The sequence below is a fragment of the Thalassotalea castellviae genome (assembly GCF_031846185.1).
Classification (GTDB): Bacteria; Pseudomonadota; Gammaproteobacteria; order Enterobacterales; family Alteromonadaceae; genus Thalassotalea_H; species Thalassotalea_H castellviae.
This window is the reverse complement of sequence record NZ_JAVRIF010000011.1, coordinates 87,368-110,548: the sequence shown is the minus strand read 5'-3', so window position 1 is coordinate 110,548 and position 23,181 is coordinate 87,368. Positions and strand designations below refer to the sequence as shown.

Sequence of the window (23,181 nt, the reverse complement as noted above, 5' to 3'; positions counted from 1 at the left end):
ATGAGTTTACTGTAATGAACGCTGAACAAGACCGTCATAAAAATGAGCAAGAAAGAGTTGGTATTATTGGTTGTGGTTGGTTAGGCAAAGCGCTTGTCACAGCGTTAGTTCAAGAAAAATATCAAGTCGTTGCAACCACTCAACACACTGAAAATCTCTCAGTAATACACGAATTGGGGGCGCAAGCTGAATTGCTTTCTTTGCCTATGAATCAGGTCAATAACAGTGTTCCAACGGTATTTCGTTGTCAAACTCTGATTATCTGTATTCCGCCTGGCATTAGAAAAGGTAAAAAAGACTATCCTGATCATATTGCTGCCATTATAAAACAGGCCGAAAGCTGTCATGTTGGAAAAGTGATCTTGATCAGTTCTACGGCTGTTTATGAAGGGATTGATGGTGATATAACTGAGTCGGCAAAATTAAACAATAATATTGAAAAGGTAAAACTGCTTAGCCAAGCTGAACAGCATGTACTCGATTTTTCAAACCAAGGAGTGGTGATCAGGGCAGCTGGTTTAGTTGGCCCTAAAAGGCATCCAGCTATTTTCTTTAAAAATAACAGAGTACTAACATCACCTAAAGCCTATGTTAATTTAGTTCATCAAGCGGACATGGTTGGCCAAATTCTGTTGATGATAAAAAACGATTCTATTCAAGGTGTATTTAATGCGGTTAGCGAAACCCATGTGACAAAGAAATATTTTTATACGGTTGCTGCTAAAGCGTTTAATGTTGCTCCGCCTCGTTTTGATACTCAAACCGAGGTAGCTGAGTCTAGGCGGAAAGTCCTGAGTGATAAAATACGGAATACTCTAGGCTACCAATATCAATATGATGACTTAATAGCTTGGCTAATAAATACTGAGCAAGATAAAAAATTGAATGACGGTTAGTTATTGTTAGGCGATATAAATTTATGCATTATTTTAAAAATAAACTTTTTCTGTTAGCGCTTTACCTTTTTATTCATATTTTAATACTCAATTTATTTTATGGTTCAAGTGAAGGGCTGAGTATTTATTGGCAAGAAAACTTCAATGTGAAGGCGATTGTCGTATATATATTGAGTATTTTAGTAACGGTTGGGTTTTATTCTGGCATCACTCGAGTAAGAGCGCTGTTTAGCGAAAAAGTTAAAACCCTATAATCCAGTGTTGAATAACTGAAGGACTCCCCAGAGCAAACAATGCTAAAAAGCCGGCGAGTGCCGGCTTTACTATTCTTAAAGTTTAAATCGTAGATGCCAATTTAGTGAAAATCAGCGTCAGGCAACTACAGCGATAAGTTATTTAAAATATCGTCTTCCACTAAGTTGGCTAATGTCACTTTAAGCTTAGGAGTGCGTGCCATTTCACGTTTAATCGCAAAGTTGGCTTCTTCGTTACGTGCCCAGCTTCGTCGGGCAATACCGTTGTTAACATCAAATAACAACATTGATTTTAATCGGCGCTCCGCTGCTTTAGAGCCGTCAAGTAACATACCAAAACCACCGTTAGTGACTTCACCCCAACCAACACCGCCGCCGTTATGAATTGATACCCACGTTGCGCCCCGGAAACTATCGCCAATCACATTGTGAATAGCCATATCGGCAGTGAAACGACTACCATCATAAATGTTTGATGTTTCACGAAATGGTGAGTCCGTACCTGACACATCATGGTGATCTCGACCTAATACGACAGGACCAATTTCTCCTGCTGCAATCGCGTCGTTAAATGCGTTCGCTATTTCCATACGACCTTGTGCATCAGCATAAAGAATACGAGCTTGAGAGCCTACTACCAACTTATTTTGTTTCGCATCTTCAATCCACGTAATGTTGTCTTGCATTTGTTGCTGAATTTCTTCAGGCGATTCTTGCATAATTTTTTTCAGTACTTGGGCTGCAATAGCATCTGTTTTATCTAAGTCTTCAGGTTTACCCGATGCACAAACCCAGCGGAATGGACCAAAACCATAGTCAAAACACATAGGGCCTAAAATATCTTGCACATAGGATGGGTATTTAAAGTCAATGCCATTTTCAGCCATCACATCACCACCAGCGCGAGATGCTTCAAGTAAGAAGGCATTGCCGTAATCAAAGAAATAAGTCCCACGTGCTGTGTGCTTATTCACCGCATCAGCATGACGCTTTAAGCTCGCTTGTACTTTTTCTTTAAACACTTCTGGCTCTTCACGTATTAAACGGTTTGACTCTTCATAGCTAATATCAACCGGATAATAACCACCTGACCACGGGTTATGAAGAGATGTTTGATCAGAGCCTAAATGTACGTAAATATCTTGTTCATAAAAGCTTTCCCAGACATTTACAATGTTACCTATATAGGCAATTGAAACTACTTCATCATTAGCTTGCGCTTTTTTAACGCGGCTGATGAGCTCATCCATGTTATCAATTAATTCATCTACCCAACCTTGTTGATGACGTTTAGTGGCGGCATTGGCATTCACTTCAGCACAAACCGTTATACAGTTAGCAATGTTACCCGCTTTTGGTTGCGCGCCACTCATGCCGCCTAAGCCGGCGGTCAGGAAAATCTTGCCTTGTGGTTTTTCTCCTTTGTTTAACACTTTACGAAACGCGTTCATCACTGTGATGGTAGTGCCATGCACTATCCCTTGTGGGCCAATGTACATAAATGACCCTGCAGTCATTTGACCGTATTGCGTAACGCCTAAAGCATTATACTTTTCCCAGTCATCAGGCTTTGAGTAGTTAGGGATCATCATACCATTTGTCACGACAACACGAGGGGCATCTTCACTGGATGGAAATAACCCCATCGGGTGACCAGAATAAATATGCAACGTTTGATCACTTTCCATTTCACTTAAATACTTCATCGCTAATAAGTATTGTGCCCAATTTTGGAAAACAGCACCGTTTCCACCGTAGGTAATTAATTCTTCAGGATGCTGAGCAACGGCTGGATCTAAATTATTATCAACCATTAACATAATGGCCGCCGCTTGCTGACATTTAGCCGGATAATCAGTTACGGAGCGTGCTTTTAAATGATAGCTTGGCTTGAAGCGGTACATATAAATACGGCCGAAATCTTTTAACTCTTGCGCAAACTCAGTTGCAAGTTCTTGATGCCATGCTTTTGGAAAATAACGTAACGCATTTCTAACCGCTAACTGTTTTTCTTCAACCGTTAAAATATCTTTGCGTTTTGGCGCACGGTTCGCATTTTCAGGATAAGGCTTTGCTGGTGGCAATTCACTTGGGATACCTTGTTTAATTTCTTCTTTGAAAGTCATTGAATCAGTCATAGTTATATCCCTTTATTAATGGTTAAAGTTAACGATAAATGCTTGAGATTTTACTAAGGTGATCATGGCATCAATATCTGGCTTTAACAGTCTATCTTCTTCTAACTTAGTCACTTTTTCTCGAATTAATTGGTGGTTTTTTTCAATAATGTCTGAACATTTATTTGGCCGTCTAAACTCTATAGCCTGTGCTGCATACATTAATTCGATAGCGAGTATCTTCTCTAAATTACCTAATATTTGATTGAGTTTTCTACCGGAAATACTGCCCATAGAAACATGATCTTCTTGACCCATTGAGGTAGGGACACTATCGGCTGATGGTGGAAAACACAGTGACTTGTTTTCTGTTACTAAAGCAGCCGTTGCATATTGTGGGATCATCATCCCTGAGTTTAAACCGCCAGCCGTGGTTAATAGCCTTGGTAAACCGTGTAAACCTTCTAATAATAAATAACAACGACGATCAGAAATGTTTCCTAGCTCTGCAGCTGCAATAGATGCGTAATCAAGTACCATAGCAAGTGGTTGTCCATGGAAACTACCACCTGAGATAGCTTCTTCGCTACTAATAACGATTGGGTTATCGGTCACTGAATTCATTTCGATTTCAACTAATTCTTCTAAGTGATAATAGGCATTACGTGATGCACCATGCACTTGTGGAATACAACGAAGAGAATAGGGATCTTGTACTCGGTCACATTCTTCATGAGCAGACATGTTTTGTGAGTCTTTAAAAAAACTTCTCATACGTGCCGCAACTTCTAAATTACCTTTAAAAGCACGCGTTTGATGAAGCTCATCTCTAAAAGGGGATTCGCTACCTTGCATGCCTTCAATACTCATCGCGCCCGTCATATCTGCTAGGTCTAATAAGTAACGCATTTTTGTTAGCGCGGTAATGCCATGTGACAAAATAAATTGTGTACCGTTAATTAACGCTAAACCTTCTTTCGCATGTAATTCCATTGGCGCTAAGCCGTGCTCTTTTAATGCTTGCGCTGCAGGAACTGTTTTACCCGTTTGCCCGTCTTTATTATCCCAAAATTCACCTTCACCCAACAAAGGTAAAAATAAGTGAGATAACGGCGCTAAATCACCAGATGCACCCACTGAACCTTGCTCAGGTACAACTGGTATTAAATCAAGCTCAAGAAAGGTTAACATTCTTTCAACCGTCTCTAAACGGATGCCTGAGAAGCCTTGACTTAACGCATGTACTTTAGTGATTAACATTAACTTAGAGATGGCTTTTGCTATGGGTTCACCGACACCAACAGCATGGGTTATTAATAAGTTTTTCTGTAATAAATTTGTATCTTCAGGTGATATTTGCGTATCACATAACGGGCCAAAGCCAGTGTTAATACCATATACCGCTTTGTCTGAAGCGGCCATTTTTTCAACACGTTGTCTGCTTGTGTTAATTTTATCTAATGCTTCTTGGCAAAGTTCAGCCTTGATACTACCGTTAGCAATACCATTAACAATATCAAGATTTAAACGGTCAACACCATATTTAAACGTCATCTTATTGCTCCAAAATTAAAAAACTAAATGGCTACCTAAGCGGTACTTATTACCGGGAGCCGTTAATATCGCTAAGCTCACTACACCTTTACTCGACCAGGTGCGACGCTTAACTTGTAAACAAGGGGTTGTTGTTTCAATGTTCAAATGTGCACATGTCTCCTGATTGGCTAACACGGCTTCAACTTCATTGGTCGCCTCAGTTAACGGTGCTTCACTCGATAAATATTCATGAGGGGTAATTTCGGCAAAGTTTTGCTGTAAATAATCGGGCACTAATTTAGGGTTAACATAGCGTTGCTCTAATTGAATCGGCTCATTATTTTCAAAGTGTAAAACTTCAGAATAAAAAACACTCTCACCTTCTTTTAAACCTAACAAAATGGTTAATTCATGATTGACATCAACGGCGATTAATTCGATTTGTTGAGCGTGATGTTGATGACCTCTCTCTTGAATTTCATCTGCAATATTACGAATTTCTAAAAGTGATGATTGCGATTTAAAAGTGGCGACAAAAGTGCCAGCTCCTTGGGTTCTTACGAGTAAGCCTTGTTCCGTTAATTCTTGTAATGCTCGGCGTGCGGTCATTCTGCTGACTGAAAATTGCTCTGCTAAGACATTTTCAGAAGGCACTTTACTGTGTTGAAGCCATTCACCTGATTCGATCATTTTACAAATATGATCTTTAATGATGGTAAATTTTGCTGCTTTTACTTGCGTCATCGATAAGATTTCCAAAATTTATTATATAATGAGCGTATTACTACATTCTTGTATATACAATCTCACGATTATTTCTGCGTGTCAATAGTTGTATATACAACTATTGCGAATGTTTTCACTATCGGGTAAAATGTCACTTATTACATTGAAATCTACCTGTTGCTCATAAAGCCTAGTCGCTTTTTCAACGATTAAAACTTTTGGATTATTTAACATGACTTCACCTTTGCGCTCACCTGTAAACTGGCAAACCCTTTTTGTTAATGTAAATTTAGCCACAATGTCTGAAGGTGCTGCCGGCTATGGCGTTATTGAACAAGGAGCTATCGCAATATCGGATGGTAAAATTGCTTGGTTAGGCAAAGAAATGGATTTACCTGCATACGATAAAGAAACCGTTGAAGTGATTGATGGTAACAACCAGTGGTTAACACCAGGGTTGATTGATTGCCATACCCATTTAATTTACGGGGGCGATCGCGCCAATGAATTTGAAATGCGTTTAGAAGGTAAAAGTTATGAAGAAATAGCCAATGCAGGCGGTGGTATAGTGTCTACGGTATCTGCTACCCGAAAAGCAAGTGAACAAACATTATTTGATGCAGCGTTAAAACGTTTAACGGCACTTCATCAGCAAGGCGTTACTACGGTAGAAATTAAGTCAGGTTATGGACTTGATGTCGAAAACGAAGTCAAAATGTTAAATGTAGCAGGCATGCTTGCCAAGACAGTTTCCGTTACCATTAAACGTACATTTTTAGGCGCTCATGCGCTGCCGGTGGAATATAAGGACAAACCTGATGAGTATATTGATTTGGTTTGTAATGAAATGCTCCCTAAAATAGCTCAAGAAAAGTTAGCGGATGCCGTTGACGTTTTTTGTGAAGGGATCGGGTTTGATCTTGCTCAAACCGAACGTGTATTTGCTTGTGCTCGAAAATTTGGCTTGCCAGTAAAAGTCCATGCAGAGCAATTATCAAATTTAGGAGGCAGTGAATTAGCGGCGAAATATAACGCGCTTTCTTCAGATCATATCGAATTTCTTGATGAAGCAGGAATTTCTGCAATGAAAAAGGCAGAGATGACGGCCGTATTATTACCCGGCGCATTTTATTTTCTTAGAGAAACACAATTGCCACCGGTTGATTTATTAAGAAAACACCAAGTACCCATGGCAATTGCTACCGATGCTAACCCCGGCTCGTCGCCAATCAATAACTTACAATTAATGCTTAATATGGCGTGTACTTTTTTTCGATTAACACCGGCTGAGGCACTCGCTGGTGTCACTTGTCATGGCGCTAAAGCGCTTGGTTTAGCTAACTCTAAAGGAAAATTTGCCGTAGGCTTTGATGCCGATATAGCTTGTTGGGATATAAAACAGCCTGCAGAATTATGTTATCAATTTGGAGTAAATCCCCTGGTCACATTGTATCAAGCAGGCAAAAGAGTCATATAATTAATGCGGTTGTATGCTTGATTGCTGTACAAAAGTAATCGTATTGATTAGTCTTAGCACAAGTAGTATTGCGGTATAAATGCTTTAAGGTTAATCATGCACAAACGTACTTTACGCTTTCGCGTTGTTATAAAACAGCTTTGGCTTGTCGTTTCTAGTTTTTTATTTGTGCCACATTTTGTGTTTGCCGCAAACCAACTTGAGAGCCTACCCACATACAGTTTTGCTGAATTTAATATTGCCTTTGTATTAGGTTTGAGCTTACCTTTATTGATTATTATGGCGCTTTTAAAACCTGTTCTTCGGGTGAAATGGCGTTTTCTGGCATTATTAACCTTGTCGTTATTAATGCAATTTTTTGCTTTTACGTCGTTGTCTCAATGGCAAACCCCAACGTTGCTAATTTCAGGCGCTGTTTTTGTGTTGTCGGCATTTTTGTGGCTGCAAACGAGTCTTAGTCAGAATGTGATAACAAAAATCTTAACTTGGGTTATGGTGGGGGCTTGTGTTGCGTTTATCTGTAGTGTTTTCTGGCTGCGTGAAGTTGATGTTTTTCAACTCTGGTTAGTATTTATTGGGTCTCTAGTCCTTTTAACAGGATTTACGGCTTATCATTCTCGAGTAAACAAAACGGCTAACAGGCGAATGACAATTTTAATCATCTCCGTTGCCTTCTATGGTGTAGCTCTTTATTTATGGCTAAATGTTCAAGCGTCAATTGTTTGGGTACTTAGTTTGAGTGTGTTGAGTTATTTATTTGCTATTGTAAACGGTTGTTGGGGGATCGTTGAAGCGATACAACACCAATTAACAACATTAACAATTGAATCAGAACGAGAAAGTAATAAATTTGAGACTAGTGTTGTTCCGTTAGACCCAATCACGAATTTACCGAGTTATCAGCAAAGCTTATTACGTTTAAAAAGAATTGTGAGTAATAAACCTGATAGTCCATTTGTAGCAATTGTATTTAAACCACTCAATTTTTATCAAGTAAATAAAGTACTAGGTCACCAAAATTCCGATATTTTATTATTACAACTCGCTTTTAATTTACAGCAGTGTGTTTGTGATGAACAATTATTAGTGAACTTTAATGATGAAAGCACGCCCGTGCGAATTTCTCGTCTGCAAGGCTTAGATTTTTTAATTGTACTTGATACCCGTTTATCAAATCACCCTGTGAAAATTGTCGTAGAAGATATTTGTCAAAAACTAGTAGCAGCGGTCCCACAAGCCATGAGCTTTAAAAGTTTTTCATTGAACTTTGAATTAGCGTTTGGCGCCGCTATTTCTGATGATAAGTTAGATTTTGAACAGTTAATTGCACACGCAAGTGATGCATTATTATCCGGTGAAAACCAAGATGAAAGGGTTAGTTATTTTAACACACAGGCTGCCGTATACACAGAACGCCATTTGGCAAAAATGGAAAAATTAAAACAAGATATTATTCATCAACGAATTAACTGGTTAGCTCAGCCACAAATCTCTTTATTAGATAAACAATTTAAAGGCTTTGAATTAACTATCGAATGGCAAGATAGCGATGGCGTAAGTTTATCAACCAATGAATTTAATGAAATAGCTGAGTTCAGTGGTGAAATTTATCAATTAACAAAACAAATGATCACACAAGCTTTTGAACTGTTATCGAATATGCATCGTTCGGGAATGCCAGCCTATGTAGCAATAAACTTATCGAGTAAAGATTTACTAGAAACCGAGCTTACTGACTTTATTGAGCAGCAAGCGAAAACAGTGTCGGTTTCAGTCGAGTATTTAATCATAGAACTAAGTGAGCAAGTATTACTCGACTCCGCCTTTAGAGCGCGGATGATGATTGATCAATTAAAAGCATTAGGGATTAAAATATCAATTGATAATTTTTCAGGTAGTTATGAAGCGTTAAGGTATCTTCGAAGAACGGCAATCCAACAAGTGAAAATTGATTGTGCCTTACTGAATAATCAACAAAATGATCAATCGGAGAAAACGATAGTGAATGCTCTGATAAATTTAATTCGTAAAATGGAAATACCAATTGTTGCTGTTGGCATCAATAATCGAGAAATTGAAAAATCTTATCTAGCGATAGGCGGAGATATTGCTCAAGGTCAATCGATTCATCAAGGACTGAGTGTTGATGATGCGCCAAAATGGCTGGCGCACTGGCAAAAACAACAGTGTAATTAAACCATAAGGGCAAATAGTTATTCTATATCTAAAGGTTCAGGAGAAAGAATAACTCCCGTGTTATCTGCGTAAACGTGGTCATCGGGTAAAAAAGTGACGCCAGCAAAATTAACGGCTAGGTCGCTTTCGCCATAAGCGGTATCTGTTGCTCCAACAGGGATAGAAACCAATCCTTGAATCCCTATGTCTACCTCTTCAAGCGCGTCAACATCACGGACACTACCGTAGCAAATTATTCCTTCCCAGTTATTACTGGCTGCAGTTTCAGCAATATTAATGTCGATTAAGGCACGTCGTGTAGAGCCTCCACCGTCAATAACAAGTACTTTACCTGTACCGTCGGTTTGTACTATCTGCTCAATAATGCCATTACTTTCAAAACACTTAATGGTAACAACTGTTCCGCCGAATGAACTACGACCACCATAATTACAAAAAATAGGCTCTAAAACGTCAACTAAATCTGCATAAATGTTGCACAACTCTGAAGTGTTATATTCCATTGTAGTTTCCTTAATTAACTTTAAATGAGAGTTATTTTTAATAAGAGTATACAGCGCCTATAGTTAGGTACAAGAGCCAGCGATGTTAAATTTAATCGTTATTACTTGTAATCTATAATGAAAGATTATTAAATGGTCGATAACGTAACCATAGGAAATAAAATTAATGGGAGTAGATAATAACTTTGCCTTAGGCTTCTTATTTTCTATAGAAACAGCCGTTTATAGCTTTCTAACCTATTTGCTTTATTCTTTCTATCAAGGCTTTGGTCGACGTTATGTAAAATACTGGACGTTAAGTTTAGCGTGCTTAAGTGTGCAGCATTTAGCGCTATCAATACAAAAATTCTTACCTCAATTTCATGAATTAACCCCAGTTCAAATTTTATTAACCTGTATCGTACAAGTGAACCAATACTTGTTTATTTGGTTTTTTTTTATTGGGTTGTATTACACAAATAAAAATTTAAAATATTCCAATAGACTCGTTAAAAAAACCATAATCGTCCCAATTCTTTTGGGGATTTTTGTCTCATTGCTTTTTGCATTTGATGAGCAAGCGGTCTTTAATCGATTTTATCTGCGAGAAAGTTTAGCTGACTTTATCTTTGCAGGTATTTTTATGTTTATTTTCTTCTTTGTTTTTAATCTTAAAAAACTTCACTTTTCAGGCACTATTTTGCTCTTTTATAGTGCATTAATGTGTTTTCGCTATTTATTATTTTCATTTTTATCTGTTGGCTTTTTAACTGAGCCTTGGCTACAAGACCTTACCGCTATTTTGGTCTATTTTGATTTTGGCGCCAAAGTGACTTTAGGCTTTTTATTATTGGTTTGGATGCAAGGTGCAGAACGAAGTGTTGCCGAAATAGCAATTAATCGAGCTCAATATCTAGATAAACATGATTTACTCACTGGTGCCTTGAATCGTGAACAAGTCATCGAAAAGCTACCTATTGCAATAGAACAAGCGGTAAAAAATAATCAAAAGTTAGCTGTATACCTTATTGATATTAAAAGATTTAAATTTGTTAATGACACTTATGGGTTAAAGGTAGGAGATTTGATTTTAGGGCAAATTGCCGTTCGATTATCTGAAAGCATTTTATTGCCGTTAGTTGTAGGACGTTTAAGCGGTGATTCTTTTGTTTTTGCCATTGAAATTATTGAAGATAGCCAACAGCAAAAAGCGGCCCAACATTTACATGATTTAATTTCCCGGCCGTATTTGGTTAACCAACAAGAAATACCTTTACAATGTAGTGTCGGATATTGTTTATCACCACAAGACAGTAGTGAAGCAGAAGATCTGTTAAAAAAAGCCAATTTAGCTTTGTTTCATGCTGAAAGTCAGAATATTCCGAGCGTTAAATACGAAAGTGGCATGCAATCGCATGGTCGTCATTTATTAGCGGTTGAAAAAGAAATTCGCCAAGGTTTACAAAACAATGAATTTATTTTGTATTTTCAGCCGCAACTTAATTTATTAACCAATCGCATTGAAGGAGTTGAAGCGCTCGTTCGATGGCAGCATCCAGAAAAGGGACTCTTATCACCGGATAAATTTCTACCGGATTTTGATGCGTTAGGAATGAATGGTGAGCTTGATAATTATGTATTAGATCTTGCCTGTAAAACCAATGCGCAATGGTATAAGCAATATAAGCGACGAGTAGCTATTGCTGTGAATATGACCGCGGTAGAATTTCAAGATCCCAAACTTATCTCAAAAATTCAAACCCTATTGTTTAAGTATGATGTTCCTTCAAGCTATTTAGAACTGGAAATCACAGAAAATGTCGTGATTACCGATATCAGTGTTGCAATGGACACCATCGTGGTATTGCAAAACATGGGCATTAAAGTTTCTATTGATGATTTTGGTACAGGTTATTCTTCTTTGGCTTACTTAAGGCAATTACCGATTGATAAAATTAAGATCGATCGCAGTTTTATTACTGAGTTTTCAACCAATGATTCTGATTTAACGATCGTAAATTCGATGATCAAATTATCACATGGTTTAGGAAAAAGGGTGTTAGCCGAAGGGGTAGAAACCTTAGAGCAATTAAACTTATTAAGGAAGTTAGGTTGTGACGCCGTTCAAGGATATTTTATTAATCGACCCCTGCCGCCCGAAAAAATTGCTAATTATTTAACACGTAAAAAGTAAGTAGATTAGATTAATAACTAATAATTAATAACTTAGAAAATTTCTTTATTTTTTAAATTGTGTCTATACTTTCTAAAGCCGACTTTTTTAACTATTTCTGTTTGGTAATGAATTATGCTTATAAAACAAAAACTTGCCTTAAATACTTCTATTTTGGTGGTGGCAATAGTCTTTTTGTTGATTATCTTGAACTACTCATCCGGTTCACTACAAAATGATTTGGATACTGCACGGACTATAGGAGCTGTTGAAAGTGACGTATTAAACCTTAGGCGTGATGAAAAAGATTTCCTATCCCGAAAAGATTTAAAATACGTAGCATCCTTTAAAAAGAATGTCGCAGGTTTAAAATCAAATTTAAATCATCTAGAAAAAAACTTTGAAAGTAGCTCCTCGAATACCAACCAAATAAAAAGTCTATTAAAAGTTATCAGTGATTATGAAAAAACTTTTCTGGAATTGGTTGAAACCCAAAAGGAGATAGGATTAACACCCACCGATGGTTTATATGGCAGTTTAAGAAGTGCGGTACATGATGCAGAAGAAATTTTAGGTAAGAGTAATTACCAACTGTTGAGCGGAATGTTGCAACTACGCCGTAATGAAAAAGATTTTATGCTGCGTTTGGATGAAAAATATTTAACCCGTTGGCAGGGTAATGCCGACGCGTTAATAAACGATATTAGAGGCAGTAACCTAGATTCATCGACTCAAAATTCATTGTTAGATAGTATGAACGTTTACCGAAGTGCCTTTGAGAACTTAGTTGCCGGCCAAGTAAAACTTGGCTTAACAGCATCTGAAGGGCAATTGGGTGAAATGAGAAATACTATTCATCAAGTGGATAATTATACCACGCAGTTAGTTGCACAAACTAAACAAGATGTAAAAGATCATATATCTTCTATCGCTACGATTTCGTACAGTGCTTCATTTATTATTCTGGTATTAGCAATTAGTGCCGCGGTTTGGACCAGTAGAGATATTTTAAATAGTATTAATAAACTCAAAGATACTATGATTGATATCTCGAATAAGAAAGATTTATCCATTGCAATTTCAACGGAAGGCAATGACGAACTCGCAGAAATGGCGGGCGTGTTTAACCAAATGATCGGGAGTTTTAGAAACTTAATTGTTCAAGTAAACCAATCGGTTGATACGGTAAACATTGCCACGCGTAACCTTTCTGAAAATATTCATAAAGCGAACGAAGGTGTTGATTCTCAAATTCAACAAACTGATTTAGTAGCTACTGCGGTAACTGAAATGGTGGCCACGGTAGATGAAATTGCCAGTAATACTCATGAGGCGGCAAATAAAGCTGAAACAACTCACCAAAATGCTGAAAAAGGCAAGTCAGGTGTAGAAAGTACGATTACTCAAATTGATCAGTTATCTAATACTTTATTAGAGTCTGAAAATATTGTACAAGAATTAGCGAAAGACAGTGACACTATAGGCTCAGTACTCGATGTTATTCGAGGGATTGCTGAACAAACAAACTTACTTGCCCTCAACGCCGCCATTGAAGCTGCACGAGCGGGTGAGCAAGGGAGAGGCTTTGCAGTTGTAGCTGATGAAGTTAGAACTTTGGCCAGTAGAACGCAAGATTCAACACAAGAAATTGAGAGCATTATTGGTTCATTACAATCAAGAACCAAAGATATTGTCTCTCATATGGCGGCTTGTCGTACCCAAGGTCAAGAAAGTGCCGATCAAGCAAGCTCAGCCGGTGAAATGTTAGAAGAAATAACGTTAGATGTTTCTACTATTATGGAAATGAATACTGCGATTGCTACCGCGATACAAGAACAAAGCACGGTGGCATCTGAGGTGAATCAACATGTTGTGATGATCAGGGATGTTGCGGAAAGTTCTGGTGAATCAGCTATCCAAAACGGCCAAATGAGTGAAGAGCTTTCACAGCAAGCAGATGTGTTAAATAATGAAGTAAATCAGTTTAAAGTATAAGTATCACTCGTTATCATTTTTGTATCATTGATAGCGCTTTAACTGACAACGATTCAAAAATAAAGGCGCTTTTTAGCGCCTTTATTGTAAAAAATGATAGTGATAAATACTGTGCATTTACTCACCATTCACTTTTAACTCGTCATGTTGTTGAGTGCACGGTATTTAACTAAAGAATAAAACGACTTAAATCTTCGTTTTTCACAACATCATTCAGTGTGTCTTGTACGTGTTTTTCATCAATGACGATCACTTCGCCACTTCGATCATTCGCTGTATAAGAAATTTCTTCGGTAAGTTTTTCCATCATGGTATGTAATCGACGGGCACCAATGTTTTCAGTGGTTTCATTTACTTGCCAAGCGGCCTTTGCGATTGCTTTGATACCATCCTCACTAAAAGAAATATCAACACCTTCAGTTGCCATTAAGGCAATATATTGTTCAGTTAACGAAGCATTCGGTTCGGTAAGAATACGTACAAAATCATCGCTGGTTAATGCTTGAAGTTCAACGCGAATAGGTAAACGGCCTTGCAATTCAGGGATCAAATCAGAAGGTTTTGCCATTTGAAAGGCACCTGAAGCGATAAATAAAATATGATCTGTTTTTACCATGCCGTGTTTCGTACTAACGGTTGAGCCTTCTACTAATGGTAATAAATCACGTTGTACACCTTCGCGAGATACATCTGGACCTGAGCTATCGCCACGCTTACAAATTTTGTCTATCTCATCAATAAATACAATGCCATTTTGTTCAACTGCTTCGAGAGCTTTGATTTTTATGTCTTCTTGATTAACAATTTTTGCGGCTTCTTCTTCTTGTAATGCTTTGAAAGCGTCTTTTATTTTCAATTTACGTTTATTGGTTTTTTCACTCGACATGCTTTGAAACATGTTTTGCAGCTGCGAGGTCATGTCTTCCATACCTGGAGGCGCCATAATTTCTACGCCAACTTGTGGTGCGGCTAAGTCTAACTCTATTTCTTTATCGTCTAATTTACCTTCACGTAATTTTTTACGGAAAATTTGACGAGTGCTACTGTTATCGGAGCTTTCTTCATTACCAAAGTTATCACGCGGATTAGGAATTAATACATCTAAAATTCGTTCTTCTGCGGCTTCTTCGGCAAGGTGCTTTACCCGCGCCATTTCTTGCTCTTTGGTCATTTTAAATGCCATATCAGCAAGATCACGAATAATGGTTTCTACTTCTTTCCCTACGTAACCGACTTCAGTAAACTTCGTTGCTTCCACCTTGATAAACGGAGCGTTGGCAAGCTTAGCTAAACGGCGGGCTATTTCAGTTTTACCAACACCCGTTGGTCCGATCATTAATATATTTTTCGGAGTAACTTCTGTACGCAGCTCTTCATTTAATTGCATGCGGCGCCAGCGATTACGTAACGCTATAGCTACAGCACGTTTTGCATCCGCTTGGCCTACTATGTGGCTATCTAGTTCGTGAACAATTTCACGTGGTGTCATGTTCGACATATTTATTTCCTTACTGCTGGGAGTAATACTTTTGCTTTATCGTGTTGAAATAAAGACGATAAAATATATTGTTGAGTTAAAGTTCATCGATTGTTTGAGAATGGTTGGTAAACACGCAAATGTCACCAGCAATTTTTAATGACTTTTCGACAATTTCCTTGGCGGAAAGCTCAGTATTTTCTAGTAATGCTGTAGCTGCTGATTGAGCGAAATTACCGCCACTGCCGATAGCGATTAAGTCATGCTCAGGTTGAACAACGTCGCCATTCCCCGTAATGATCAACGAGGCTGTTTCATCCGCCACGGCTAATAAGGCTTCTAATTTACGTAATGCACGATCACTGCGCCAGTCTTTTGCTAATTCAACGGCTGCTTTGGTTAAATGTCCTTGATGTTGTTCAAGTTTACTTTCAAAGCGTTCAAAAAGGGTAAAAGCATCGGCGGTGCCGCCAGCAAAACCAGCTAGTACTTTGTCGTTATATAAACGGCGTACTTTTTTGGCGTTACCTTTCATTACCGTATTACCAAGAGAAACCTGGCCATCGCCACCAATAGCTACTTTGCCATTACGTCTTACAGATACAATAGTAGTCACATCAAACCTCAAAAAATTTAGGCTGATACGGGCGTATCAGCTATATCAATGTAGATTAAATAAGGGTCTGTCGTGAACTTTTCAAGGATGCGTGGAAATTATTTCCATAACCATATTTGGCAAGTGCTGATATTGTTACTACTTAATTTGTGTTTATCTTTTTCTGCATTACGTTTTTTTTCGTATGGGCCTAAAAAAACTTTATGCCATGTGCCGCTTGAGCCTTTGGCAGCACTAATTTGAGCCGATAAACCTGAAAAAGCGATATTGGCTTTCATTACTTCTGCTTGTTTTCGGGTTCTAAACGAGCCACATTGCATTTTATATGGACCTTTTTCGACAACTGCATATTCACCAACTTCAACCTCTTTCGATTTTAGTTGTTCCATATATTGCCATTTTTCTTTAGGGGGCGTTGGTAACTGACTGGCATTTTCTTCATGTTGCGATTGCTCAATTTGCTCGGCAACTGTGGGCGTTTCAATATCTTTTATTGACCATAATAAGTAAGCAAAAGCCGGTAAAGCGATAAGTAACACTAAGGCAATTAGTTTAATTTTTAATGAAAGACCTACTGCAACTTCCGCGTGCTTTGGTTGGTATGGATTACTTTTTTTCTTAGGAGTGCGCGAACGCGATACGTAATCTTGATGAGCCATTATTGCTTATTTATCTATGTTAGAGCGAAAACTTCGGTTATTTTAGCGAATTGGTTTGAAATTAACAGGGAATATTTGTCTTTATTATGGAAAAGCGCACAAGCTACTTTTTTCTTTACACTTTCTTATTTTTATTCCTCACCAACTGAGATCTATTGGGTCGATATCAATTGTCCATCGCACTTTGTTAAGCCATTCGTTTTGCTGACTTTGCGCGATCATTTGTCTAATTGCAGTATGTAATTCTGGTCGAGATTTCGCTTGTAAAATTAAATGAAAACGATATTTTCCCGCTTTCTTTTCCATGGCTGCTGGCATCGGGCCCGCTATTTCACAGGATGATATTGGGGTTTGAGCTAATTGGCGTAAAAACTTTTCAGGATAAGAAGGGTAATTTGCTTCGGCTCGAAACAGGGCTTGATAACCAAACGGAGGCAAATATGCCATTTTACGTTCTGTTAAGCTTTGTTGGGCAAAATGGCGATAACCATTATTGACTAAATCTTGTAATAACGGGTGTTGTGGATATTGTGTTTGTACTATCACTTTACCAGGTTTACTCGCTCGCCCAGCTCGCCCTGCAACTTGTACTAATAATTGCGCCATGTGTTCACTGGCTCGATAATCAAAACTAAATAATGCACCGTCAATATCTAACATGGCAACTAAGGTGACATCAGGGAAATGATGTCCTTTGGCAAGCATTTGCGTACCAATTAAAATTTGATGCTCTTTATCGGTTATCGCTTGCAAACGTTTGGCTAATTCTCCTTTTTTACGGGTACTGTCTCGGTCGATACGCACGGTACTATATTGGCTAAATGTTTCTGTTAAATATTCTTCTATTTGCTCTGTCCCTTGCCCAACGGGTTTTATGCGTACACTGCCACAATCTGGACATTGTTGAGGAATACGTTTTTGGCTAGTGCAATGATGACAAATCAATAAACCTTGCGAACGGTGCAGGGTATAAGGTTTGTTACATCGATGACAATCAGCAACCCAGTGGCATTCATTACAATTGATAGCTGGCGCGAATCCTCGACGATTTAAAAAAACCAGTACTTGTTCGCCTCTGTTAAGCGTGGTGTTGATTAATTGCTTAAGTGGCTTTGAAAGGCCAAATTCTAAGGGTTGATTAGCAACATCAATCAGCGATATTTTCGCTTCTACACTTTTACCCGCTCGTTTGGTTAATTGATGATAATGATATTTATTGGTTAACGCATTTTGTAACGACTCAAAACTAGGGGTTGCACTGCCTAAAACAATCGGAATATTTAATTGTTTAGCCCGTAAAATAGCGATGTCTCTGCCATGATAGCGAAAGCTGTCTTGTTGTTTAAATGAGCCGTCATGTTCTTCATCAACAATAATTAAGCCAAGTTTTGGCAATGGACTAAAAACCGCTGAACGAGTACCAATGACAATCGCTGCACAGTTTTGCAGAGCACTTTGCCACGTATCAAAGCGTTCTTTGTCATTTAATCCTGAATGGTGCAAAAAAATAGGGACATTAAAGCGCTGTTCAAATCGATTTAATGTTTGCGGTGTTAAACCTATTTCAGGGACGAGAACGAGTACTTGCTGATTGTTGGCAAGGACTTTTTCCATGGCCTGTAAATACACTTCGGTTTTACCGCTGCCGGTGACACCATCGACTAGATGACAACTGTATTGTTCCGTTGATTGGTCAATGGCCGAGACAATGACCGCTTGTTCCGCCGATAAATTCAGTTTGTCACTTTCATTTAAATATTTAGTTTGCCAGTGATAAACTTCAATTGGCTTTTCTAATGCGCTAATAAATTGTTTTTCTTCTAAGCTTTTCAATTGTGCTTTGGTATAACCTAAGGTACGAATTTCAGGCCATGTTAATTTATGATGGTTTTCAATGAGCCTTAATAATTGGATTTGTTTTTTTGCGCGGCCTTGTTTAAATGTCTTTATTTTTGTTGGTTCGCAACTTTCATTGAATTGCCAATAATGACAAACCGGTTTTTTTGGTGGCTCTGTTTTTCTCAGTAACACGGGCAGCGCTTGCTGAAAAACATCGCCAATTGGGTGATGATAGTAGCGCGCGGCAAGAGTGAGTAATTTGAGTAACGGTGCAGGTAAGTGAGTATCTGAGTCAATGCGGCTGATAATCGCTTTTAATTTGTCTTTTTCTAAAGGAGTGTCATCGTCCACTGAAATGACAATACCAATGACTTGTCGGTGACCAAAAGGCACGATAACGCGCTCACCAACTAAGCTCTTATCATTAAGTAATGCGTTTGGCACAAGATAAGTGAATAACTGACGCATAGGGACAGGAATGGCAACTTGTATATAAATATCCTGCAGCAAAATGTTCGTCATCTTTTTGTCATTTACGTTGTGGTTATTTTGAATGTTTAGTGATGGCTTGCCAAGCAAAGAGTGTCGATAACATCGATAATTAGTTAAAAAGCGGTAAACGGTTATTTTTTTATCAGTTTTCCTTGCAGTGGTTAAGGCGATCCTTTATTATTCGCCACCATTATTTTTAACTCGTATGGTGCTTAGCAGTCAATAAATACTGACTAAGTGGCGATACGGCCTATACAGAGGTTACCCATGAAAGAAGGCATCCACCCAAATTACGCGGAGTTCAAGGCAACTTGTTCTTGTGGTCACGTAATCACTACTCGTTCTACAGTAGGTAAAGATTTACACTTAGACGTATGTTCAGAATGTCACCCATTCTACACTGGTAAGCAAAAAGCTGCTGAGACTGGTGGTCGTGTTGATAAATTCAATAAACGTTTTGGTGCATTGTCTAAGAAGTAATCTTAGTCAGTTAGCAAAATGTTTAAAAAAAGCGCCGACGGGCGCTTTTTTTATGTCTATGGTTTTAAATCAAACGTTGTTTTAGCTAGGTTAACGTGACTTGTAAATTATCTATCAACCTTGCTTTGCCACAATGAGCTGCTGCTAGTATGACTAACTCATGATCGTCTTCACTAGCAGGTTGTAAAGTTCGAGCATGACAAATGTGAATATAGTCAGTTTTTAAGCCCGCATTATCGATATAACTGGCGGCTTTTTTTGCCAAACCGATAAAATCATTATCTTGCTTAATTTGTTCCGCTAACCATTGAATATTTTGACTTAATGCGGGCGCTACTTTTAATTCCTCTTCGGTTAAGTAACCATTGCGAGAGCTTAAAGCCAGGCCACTTGTTTCACGCATCGTTTCAACCGGAACAATTTTTATTGGCATTGATAAGTCTTCAACCATGGTTTGAATCACTTGTACTTGTTGATAATCTTTTAAACCAAAACAAGCGACATCCGGCTGTACTAAGTTGAATAACTTACAAACGACAGTAGCAACCCCTCGAAAATGCCCAGGTCTGCTTTCGCCACAGTAACCTTCGGAAACATTAGGCACCTCAACATAACTTTGTTTATCTAGTCCTTTCGGGTAAATAATTTCGGATGTGGGCGTAAAAAGTAAGTCGGTATTTGCAGACGCTAATTTCCGTTGATCGTCGGCCATGGTACGTGGATAACTATCAATATCTTCATTTGCTCCAAACTGCATAGGGTTGACAAAAATACTCGCAACCACTTTGTCAGCGTGTTTATGTGCTTCTGTGACCAATGAAATATGACCGTCATGAAGGTTACCCATCGTCGGGACAAATGCGACGGTAAGGCCTTGTTGATGCCAGGTTTTTACGGTCTCGCGAAGTTCACTTATTTCACTGACTGTTTTCATATGTATTACCTTTACGGTTTAGCAAAATCGAGGTTTTTAGCTTGGATGATAAATAGATAATCAGGTGCAATGCTTATTTAAAAATATGCTCATCGCCAGGGAAATTCCCTTTACTAACTTCTGAAATATAAAGCTCGATTGCTTTTTTAATATCGCCAGTATCAATTAAGAAATTACGTGAAAATTTAGGCATATAGCTACACGAAATACCTAATGCATCGTGCATAACAAGAATTTGCCCGTCAGTATCTTTACCGGCACCAATACCAATAGTGGGGATGGTTATCGCCTGTGAAATTGCTTTCCCTAGACCTGCGGGAATACATTCAAGTACTAAAAGTTGCGCACCCGCAGCTTCTAAAGCTTTAGCATGTGCAATCATTTCAAGAGCTTTATCTTCATCTCGACCTTGCACTTTAAAGCCACCAAACACATTAACTGACTGTGGTGTTAAACCTAAATGAGCACAAACTGGAATTCCGCGTTCTACCAACCCTTGAATTGTTTCCGCTAACCAAAGGCCACCTTCTATTTTAACCATGCTTGCACCTGCTTGCATCAGTTTAGCTGCATTGGTAAAAGCTTGTTCTTTAGTGGCATAACTCATAAATGGCATATCGCTGATAATAAGCGCTTCTTCGACTCCACGTTTAACACTCTGCGTATGATAGGCCATATGTTCGATGTCAACAGGTAGAGTATCGTCTTGTCCTTGCAATACCATGCCTAGTGAATCGCCAATTAAAATGGCGTGAATACCTGCTTGGTCAAATAACTTAGCGAAACTTGCATCATAAGCGGTAATGGTTGATATTTTTTCACCATTTTGCTTCATTTTTTGTAAGGTTGCTGTGGTAATTTTTGCCATGATTTTTCCAGAGTTGTAAACGTTAGCTAATGTTTAGTTGGGCTTTATTTTAACGTATTGAGTCTAATTGGCTATGAATTTTTAAATCATTTGTGGCGATGTTTTTCGCAAGAGTTGAAATACTCGTGCCATCAGGCATGACAAGTGTTTCAGCAATTTCGGCTAAAGGAATGATCACAAATTCTCGTACTTTCATGCCATAATGAGGCACCGTTAACCGTTCGTTATTAATGGTTTTATCACCAAATAGAAGAATATCAAGGTCTAAAATACGCGCGCCCCAACGGTTTTCTTTTCGAACTCGACCTGCTTTATTTTCAATTGCTTGTAAATGGTCAAGCAAGACTAAAGCAGGCAATTGTGTTTCAACGGCCATTACGGCATTCATATAATCAGGTTGGTCTTGTGGCCCCATAGGACGACTATAATATAAAGAAGATATTTTAATGCAGTGGGTGTTTGGGATCGTCTTTATTTGCTCAATTGCTAGATGAATTTGAGCTTTAGGATCAGATAAATTACTGCCAAGTCCGATATACGCTAAGGTCATTATTCACTACTTTTAGCGGCTTGATTTCTAGGTTTACGACGTTTACGGGGGGTTCGTCGTTGGGTTGCACCTGACTTTACAATACTTTTTATCATAAGCTGTTGTGTTTCATGATTGTTTTGCTGAAAGTCAGTCCACCATTTAGCTAATTCTGCTAGGTGAGTATTTTCAGCGGTCGCTTCAATTTCACTGCGCAACAATAAAAAGTCGTATCCGGCTCTAAATTTGGGATGCTCGAATGCTTTATAAGCTTGTTTTCCGACTCGCTTGTTAAGCTTATCTTGTAATATCCAGATATCTTTCATTACGGCTTGAAACCGTTTGGGTATCGCAATACTACGTTGTTGTTCAGACATTATTTCGCCTAAGGCATTAAAAAATGCATCTTGCGGCGTCAATTGCGTTTTTGCATGTAATTGAGAAATGTGTTTTTGTAATGGATACCATAAAAAAGCAGCAAATAAAAAGGCAGGGGTAACACGCTTGTTATTATTGATGCGATCATCTGTATTCTTTAAAGCTTGTTCAATAAATGCTAGTAAATAGGGCTCTTCATTGTTATTCAGTGCTTGATCAACAATCGGGAAAAAATAACGAAAAAGTTGATACTCGCGTAATAAATGAAAGTTACTGTAAGCTTTGCCAGAAAGAAATAATTTTAAAAACTCTTCAAACATTCTTGCTGGTGGAATATTTTCAAGTAATGGCGCTAGTGCTTTAATTGGGCGACGAGTTTCTTCGCTAATGTCCATATCAAGTTTGGTGGCAAAGCGAATCGCACGTAACATTCTTACAGGATCTTCGCGGTAACGTGTTTCAGGATCACCAATTAAGCGAATTTTTTTCGCATTAATATCACTGATCCCGTTAGCAAAGTCATAAATTTTGAAGTCGGCTGATGAATAATACAAGGCGTTGATAGTGAAATCTCGACGCTCAGCATCTTCATCAATAGAGCCATAAATATTGTCGCGCAACAACATGCCATGCTCACTTTGTTTAGAGGTTTTTTGGCAATCTTGTTGTTTTTGAGGAGCACTTTCATGGTGTCCTCTGAAAGTGGCAACTTCAATGATTTCTCGGCCAAAAACAATATGTGCTAAACGAAAGCGTCTTCCAATTAATCGGCAATTTCTGAATAAAGCTTTTATTTGTTCTGGTGTGGCATTGGTTGCGATATCAAAATCTTTTGGAGCTAAACCAAGTAAAATGTCGCGAACGCCCCCGCCGACAAGGTAAGCTTCATAGCCAGCTTTATTTAAACGATACAAAACCTTTAAGGCGCTAGCACTGATCAAACTACGAGAAACGGGGTGTTGATCTCGGGTAAAAATTTGTGGGGAGTGATTGATATTTTTAGGTGACGTTTTATTTTTTTTCTTACCTAAAACTTTTTTGCACAAATTGATCACGC

General features: G+C 38.3%; 19 protein-coding genes. 7 read left to right on the top strand and 12 right to left on the bottom strand.

Annotated elements, in window-relative coordinates:
- Positions 1-14: 14 nt before the first annotated feature.
- Both RM573_RS16190 and RM573_RS16185 read left to right on the top strand, forming a co-directional pair.
- Positions 15-896, top strand: a complete 882-nt coding sequence (locus RM573_RS16190) for an NAD(P)-binding domain-containing protein (protein WP_311584429.1) — start codon at positions 15-17, stop codon at positions 894-896.
- Between the two features lie 23 nt (positions 897-919).
- On the top strand, positions 920-1,150 hold the full coding sequence (locus tag RM573_RS16185; protein WP_311584426.1) for a hypothetical protein: 231 nt from the start codon (positions 920-922) through the stop codon (positions 1,148-1,150).
- Positions 1,151-1,275: 125 nt separating this feature from the next.
- On the opposite strand, the gene hutU is transcribed toward RM573_RS16185, so the two are convergent.
- Genes hutU through hutC form a run of 3 tightly spaced genes read right to left on the bottom strand, consistent with a single transcriptional unit; the run spans position 1,276 to position 5,547 of the window.
- A complete protein-coding gene (hutU, locus tag RM573_RS16180; protein WP_311584423.1) occupies positions 1,276-3,288 on the bottom strand; it encodes a urocanate hydratase in 2,013 nt (670 codons plus the stop codon).
- Between the two features lie 15 nt (positions 3,289-3,303).
- On the bottom strand, positions 3,304-4,821 hold the full coding sequence (hutH, locus tag RM573_RS16175; protein ID WP_311584420.1) for a histidine ammonia-lyase: 1,518 nt from the start codon (positions 4,819-4,821) through the stop codon (positions 3,304-3,306).
- Positions 4,822-4,836: 15 nt separating this feature from the next.
- Entirely contained in the window at positions 4,837-5,547 is a 711-nt protein-coding gene (gene hutC, locus RM573_RS16170) for a histidine utilization transcriptional repressor HutC (RefSeq protein WP_311584417.1), read from the bottom strand.
- A gap of 214 nt (positions 5,548-5,761) precedes the next feature.
- On the opposite strand from hutC, the gene hutI reads away from it, so the two are divergent.
- Together hutI and RM573_RS16160 are read left to right on the top strand one after the other, a co-directional pair.
- A complete protein-coding gene (gene hutI, locus RM573_RS16165; protein WP_311584414.1) occupies positions 5,762-7,006 on the top strand; it encodes an imidazolonepropionase in 1,245 nt (414 codons plus the stop codon).
- Positions 7,007-7,102: 96 nt separating this feature from the next.
- On the top strand, positions 7,103-9,202 hold the full coding sequence (locus RM573_RS16160) for an EAL domain-containing protein (protein WP_311584411.1): 2,100 nt from the start codon (positions 7,103-7,105) through the stop codon (positions 9,200-9,202).
- 17 nt (positions 9,203-9,219) lie between these two features.
- Here RM573_RS16160 and rraA read toward each other — a convergent pair whose 3' ends face one another.
- Positions 9,220-9,705 (bottom strand): ribonuclease E activity regulator RraA, encoded by a 486-nt coding sequence (gene rraA, locus RM573_RS16155; protein ID WP_311584408.1) that lies wholly within the window; start codon positions 9,703-9,705, stop codon positions 9,220-9,222.
- Between the two features lie 166 nt (positions 9,706-9,871).
- Here rraA and RM573_RS16150 point away from each other — a divergent pair, with 166 nt between their 5' ends.
- Together RM573_RS16150 and RM573_RS16145 are read left to right on the top strand one after the other, a co-directional pair.
- Positions 9,872-11,878: a putative bifunctional diguanylate cyclase/phosphodiesterase gene (locus RM573_RS16150; RefSeq protein ID WP_311584405.1), complete on the top strand. Its 2,007-nt coding sequence runs from the start codon at positions 9,872-9,874 to the stop codon at positions 11,876-11,878.
- A 114-nt stretch (positions 11,879-11,992) separates the two neighbouring features.
- Positions 11,993-13,852: a methyl-accepting chemotaxis protein gene (locus tag RM573_RS16145; RefSeq protein WP_311584401.1), complete on the top strand. Its 1,860-nt coding sequence runs from the start codon at positions 11,993-11,995 to the stop codon at positions 13,850-13,852.
- 169 nt (positions 13,853-14,021) lie between these two features.
- Here RM573_RS16145 and hslU read toward each other — a convergent pair whose 3' ends face one another.
- The 4 genes from hslU to priA form a co-directional block, all read right to left on the bottom strand.
- A complete protein-coding gene (hslU, locus tag RM573_RS16140; protein WP_311584398.1) occupies positions 14,022-15,350 on the bottom strand; it encodes an ATP-dependent protease ATPase subunit HslU in 1,329 nt (442 codons plus the stop codon).
- A 76-nt stretch (positions 15,351-15,426) separates the two neighbouring features.
- Positions 15,427-15,945 (bottom strand): ATP-dependent protease subunit HslV, encoded by a 519-nt coding sequence (hslV, locus tag RM573_RS16135; protein ID WP_311584395.1) that lies wholly within the window; start codon positions 15,943-15,945, stop codon positions 15,427-15,429.
- A gap of 98 nt (positions 15,946-16,043) precedes the next feature.
- Positions 16,044-16,604, bottom strand: coding sequence for an SPOR domain-containing protein (locus RM573_RS16130; protein WP_311584392.1), 561 nt, complete (start codon positions 16,602-16,604; stop codon positions 16,044-16,046).
- Positions 16,605-16,742: 138 nt separating this feature from the next.
- Entirely contained in the window at positions 16,743-18,965 is a 2,223-nt protein-coding gene (gene priA, locus RM573_RS16125; protein WP_311584390.1) for a primosomal protein N', read from the bottom strand.
- Positions 18,966-19,202: 237 nt separating this feature from the next.
- Between priA and rpmE the strand changes: the two genes are divergently transcribed.
- Positions 19,203-19,415, top strand: coding sequence for a 50S ribosomal protein L31 (rpmE, locus tag RM573_RS16120; protein WP_311584387.1), 213 nt, complete (start codon positions 19,203-19,205; stop codon positions 19,413-19,415).
- Positions 19,416-19,500: 85 nt separating this feature from the next.
- Here the strand turns inward: rpmE and panC are convergent, their stop codons facing one another.
- The 4 genes from panC to pcnB form a co-directional block, all read right to left on the bottom strand.
- Entirely contained in the window at positions 19,501-20,349 is an 849-nt protein-coding gene (panC, locus tag RM573_RS16115) for a pantoate--beta-alanine ligase (RefSeq protein ID WP_311584384.1), read from the bottom strand.
- Positions 20,350-20,422: 73 nt separating this feature from the next.
- Positions 20,423-21,217, bottom strand: a complete 795-nt coding sequence (gene panB, locus RM573_RS16110) for a 3-methyl-2-oxobutanoate hydroxymethyltransferase (RefSeq protein ID WP_311584382.1) — start codon at positions 21,215-21,217, stop codon at positions 20,423-20,425.
- 49 nt (positions 21,218-21,266) lie between these two features.
- The gene (gene folK, locus RM573_RS16105) at positions 21,267-21,767 is read right to left on the bottom strand and encodes a 2-amino-4-hydroxy-6-hydroxymethyldihydropteridine diphosphokinase (RefSeq protein WP_311584379.1); all 501 of its coding nucleotides are present in this window, start codon (positions 21,765-21,767) and stop codon (positions 21,267-21,269) included.
- Positions 21,767-23,170, bottom strand: a complete 1,404-nt coding sequence (gene pcnB / locus RM573_RS16100; RefSeq protein WP_311584376.1) for a polynucleotide adenylyltransferase PcnB — start codon at positions 23,168-23,170, stop codon at positions 21,767-21,769. The genes folK and pcnB overlap by 1 nt, the downstream gene beginning before the upstream one ends.
- Positions 23,171-23,181: the final 11 nt, after the last annotated feature.

What these genes read in the sequence shown, in the direction of transcription:
- hutH (WP_311584420.1), bottom strand. Translation starts at nt 4,821, where the DNA reads ATGACGTTTAAATATGGTGTTGACCGTTTAAATCTTGATATTGTTAAT.
- panB (WP_311584382.1), bottom strand. Translation starts at nt 21,217, where the DNA reads ATGGCAAAAATTACCACAGCAACCTTACAAAAAATGAAGCAAAATGGT.
- RM573_RS16160 (WP_311584411.1), top strand. Translation starts at nt 7,103, where the DNA reads ATGCACAAACGTACTTTACGCTTTCGCGTTGTTATAAAACAGCTTTGG.
- hutU (WP_311584423.1), bottom strand. Translation starts at nt 3,288, where the DNA reads ATGACTGATTCAATGACTTTCAAAGAAGAAATTAAACAAGGTATCCCA.
- RM573_RS16150 (WP_311584405.1), top strand. Translation starts at nt 9,872, where the DNA reads ATGGGAGTAGATAATAACTTTGCCTTAGGCTTCTTATTTTCTATAGAA.
- RM573_RS16145 (WP_311584401.1), top strand. Translation starts at nt 11,993, where the DNA reads ATGCTTATAAAACAAAAACTTGCCTTAAATACTTCTATTTTGGTGGTG.
- panC (WP_311584384.1), bottom strand. Translation starts at nt 20,349, where the DNA reads ATGAAAACAGTCAGTGAAATAAGTGAACTTCGCGAGACCGTAAAAACC.
- RM573_RS16130 (WP_311584392.1), bottom strand. Translation starts at nt 16,604, where the DNA reads ATGGCTCATCAAGATTACGTATCGCGTTCGCGCACTCCTAAGAAAAAA.
- folK (WP_311584379.1), bottom strand. Translation starts at nt 21,767, where the DNA reads ATGACCTTAGCGTATATCGGACTTGGCAGTAATTTATCTGATCCTAAA.
- hutC (WP_311584417.1), bottom strand. Translation starts at nt 5,547, where the DNA reads ATGACGCAAGTAAAAGCAGCAAAATTTACCATCATTAAAGATCATATT.
- hslU (WP_311584398.1), bottom strand. Translation starts at nt 15,350, where the DNA reads ATGTCGAACATGACACCACGTGAAATTGTTCACGAACTAGATAGCCAC.
- rraA (WP_311584408.1), bottom strand. Translation starts at nt 9,705, where the DNA reads ATGGAATATAACACTTCAGAGTTGTGCAACATTTATGCAGATTTAGTT.
- hutI (WP_311584414.1), top strand. Translation starts at nt 5,762, where the DNA reads ATGACTTCACCTTTGCGCTCACCTGTAAACTGGCAAACCCTTTTTGTT.
- rpmE (WP_311584387.1), top strand. Translation starts at nt 19,203, where the DNA reads ATGAAAGAAGGCATCCACCCAAATTACGCGGAGTTCAAGGCAACTTGT.
- RM573_RS16190 (WP_311584429.1), top strand. Translation starts at nt 15, where the DNA reads ATGAACGCTGAACAAGACCGTCATAAAAATGAGCAAGAAAGAGTTGGT.
- RM573_RS16185 (WP_311584426.1), top strand. Translation starts at nt 920, where the DNA reads ATGCATTATTTTAAAAATAAACTTTTTCTGTTAGCGCTTTACCTTTTT.
- priA (WP_311584390.1), bottom strand. Translation starts at nt 18,965, where the DNA reads ATGACGAACATTTTGCTGCAGGATATTTATATACAAGTTGCCATTCCT.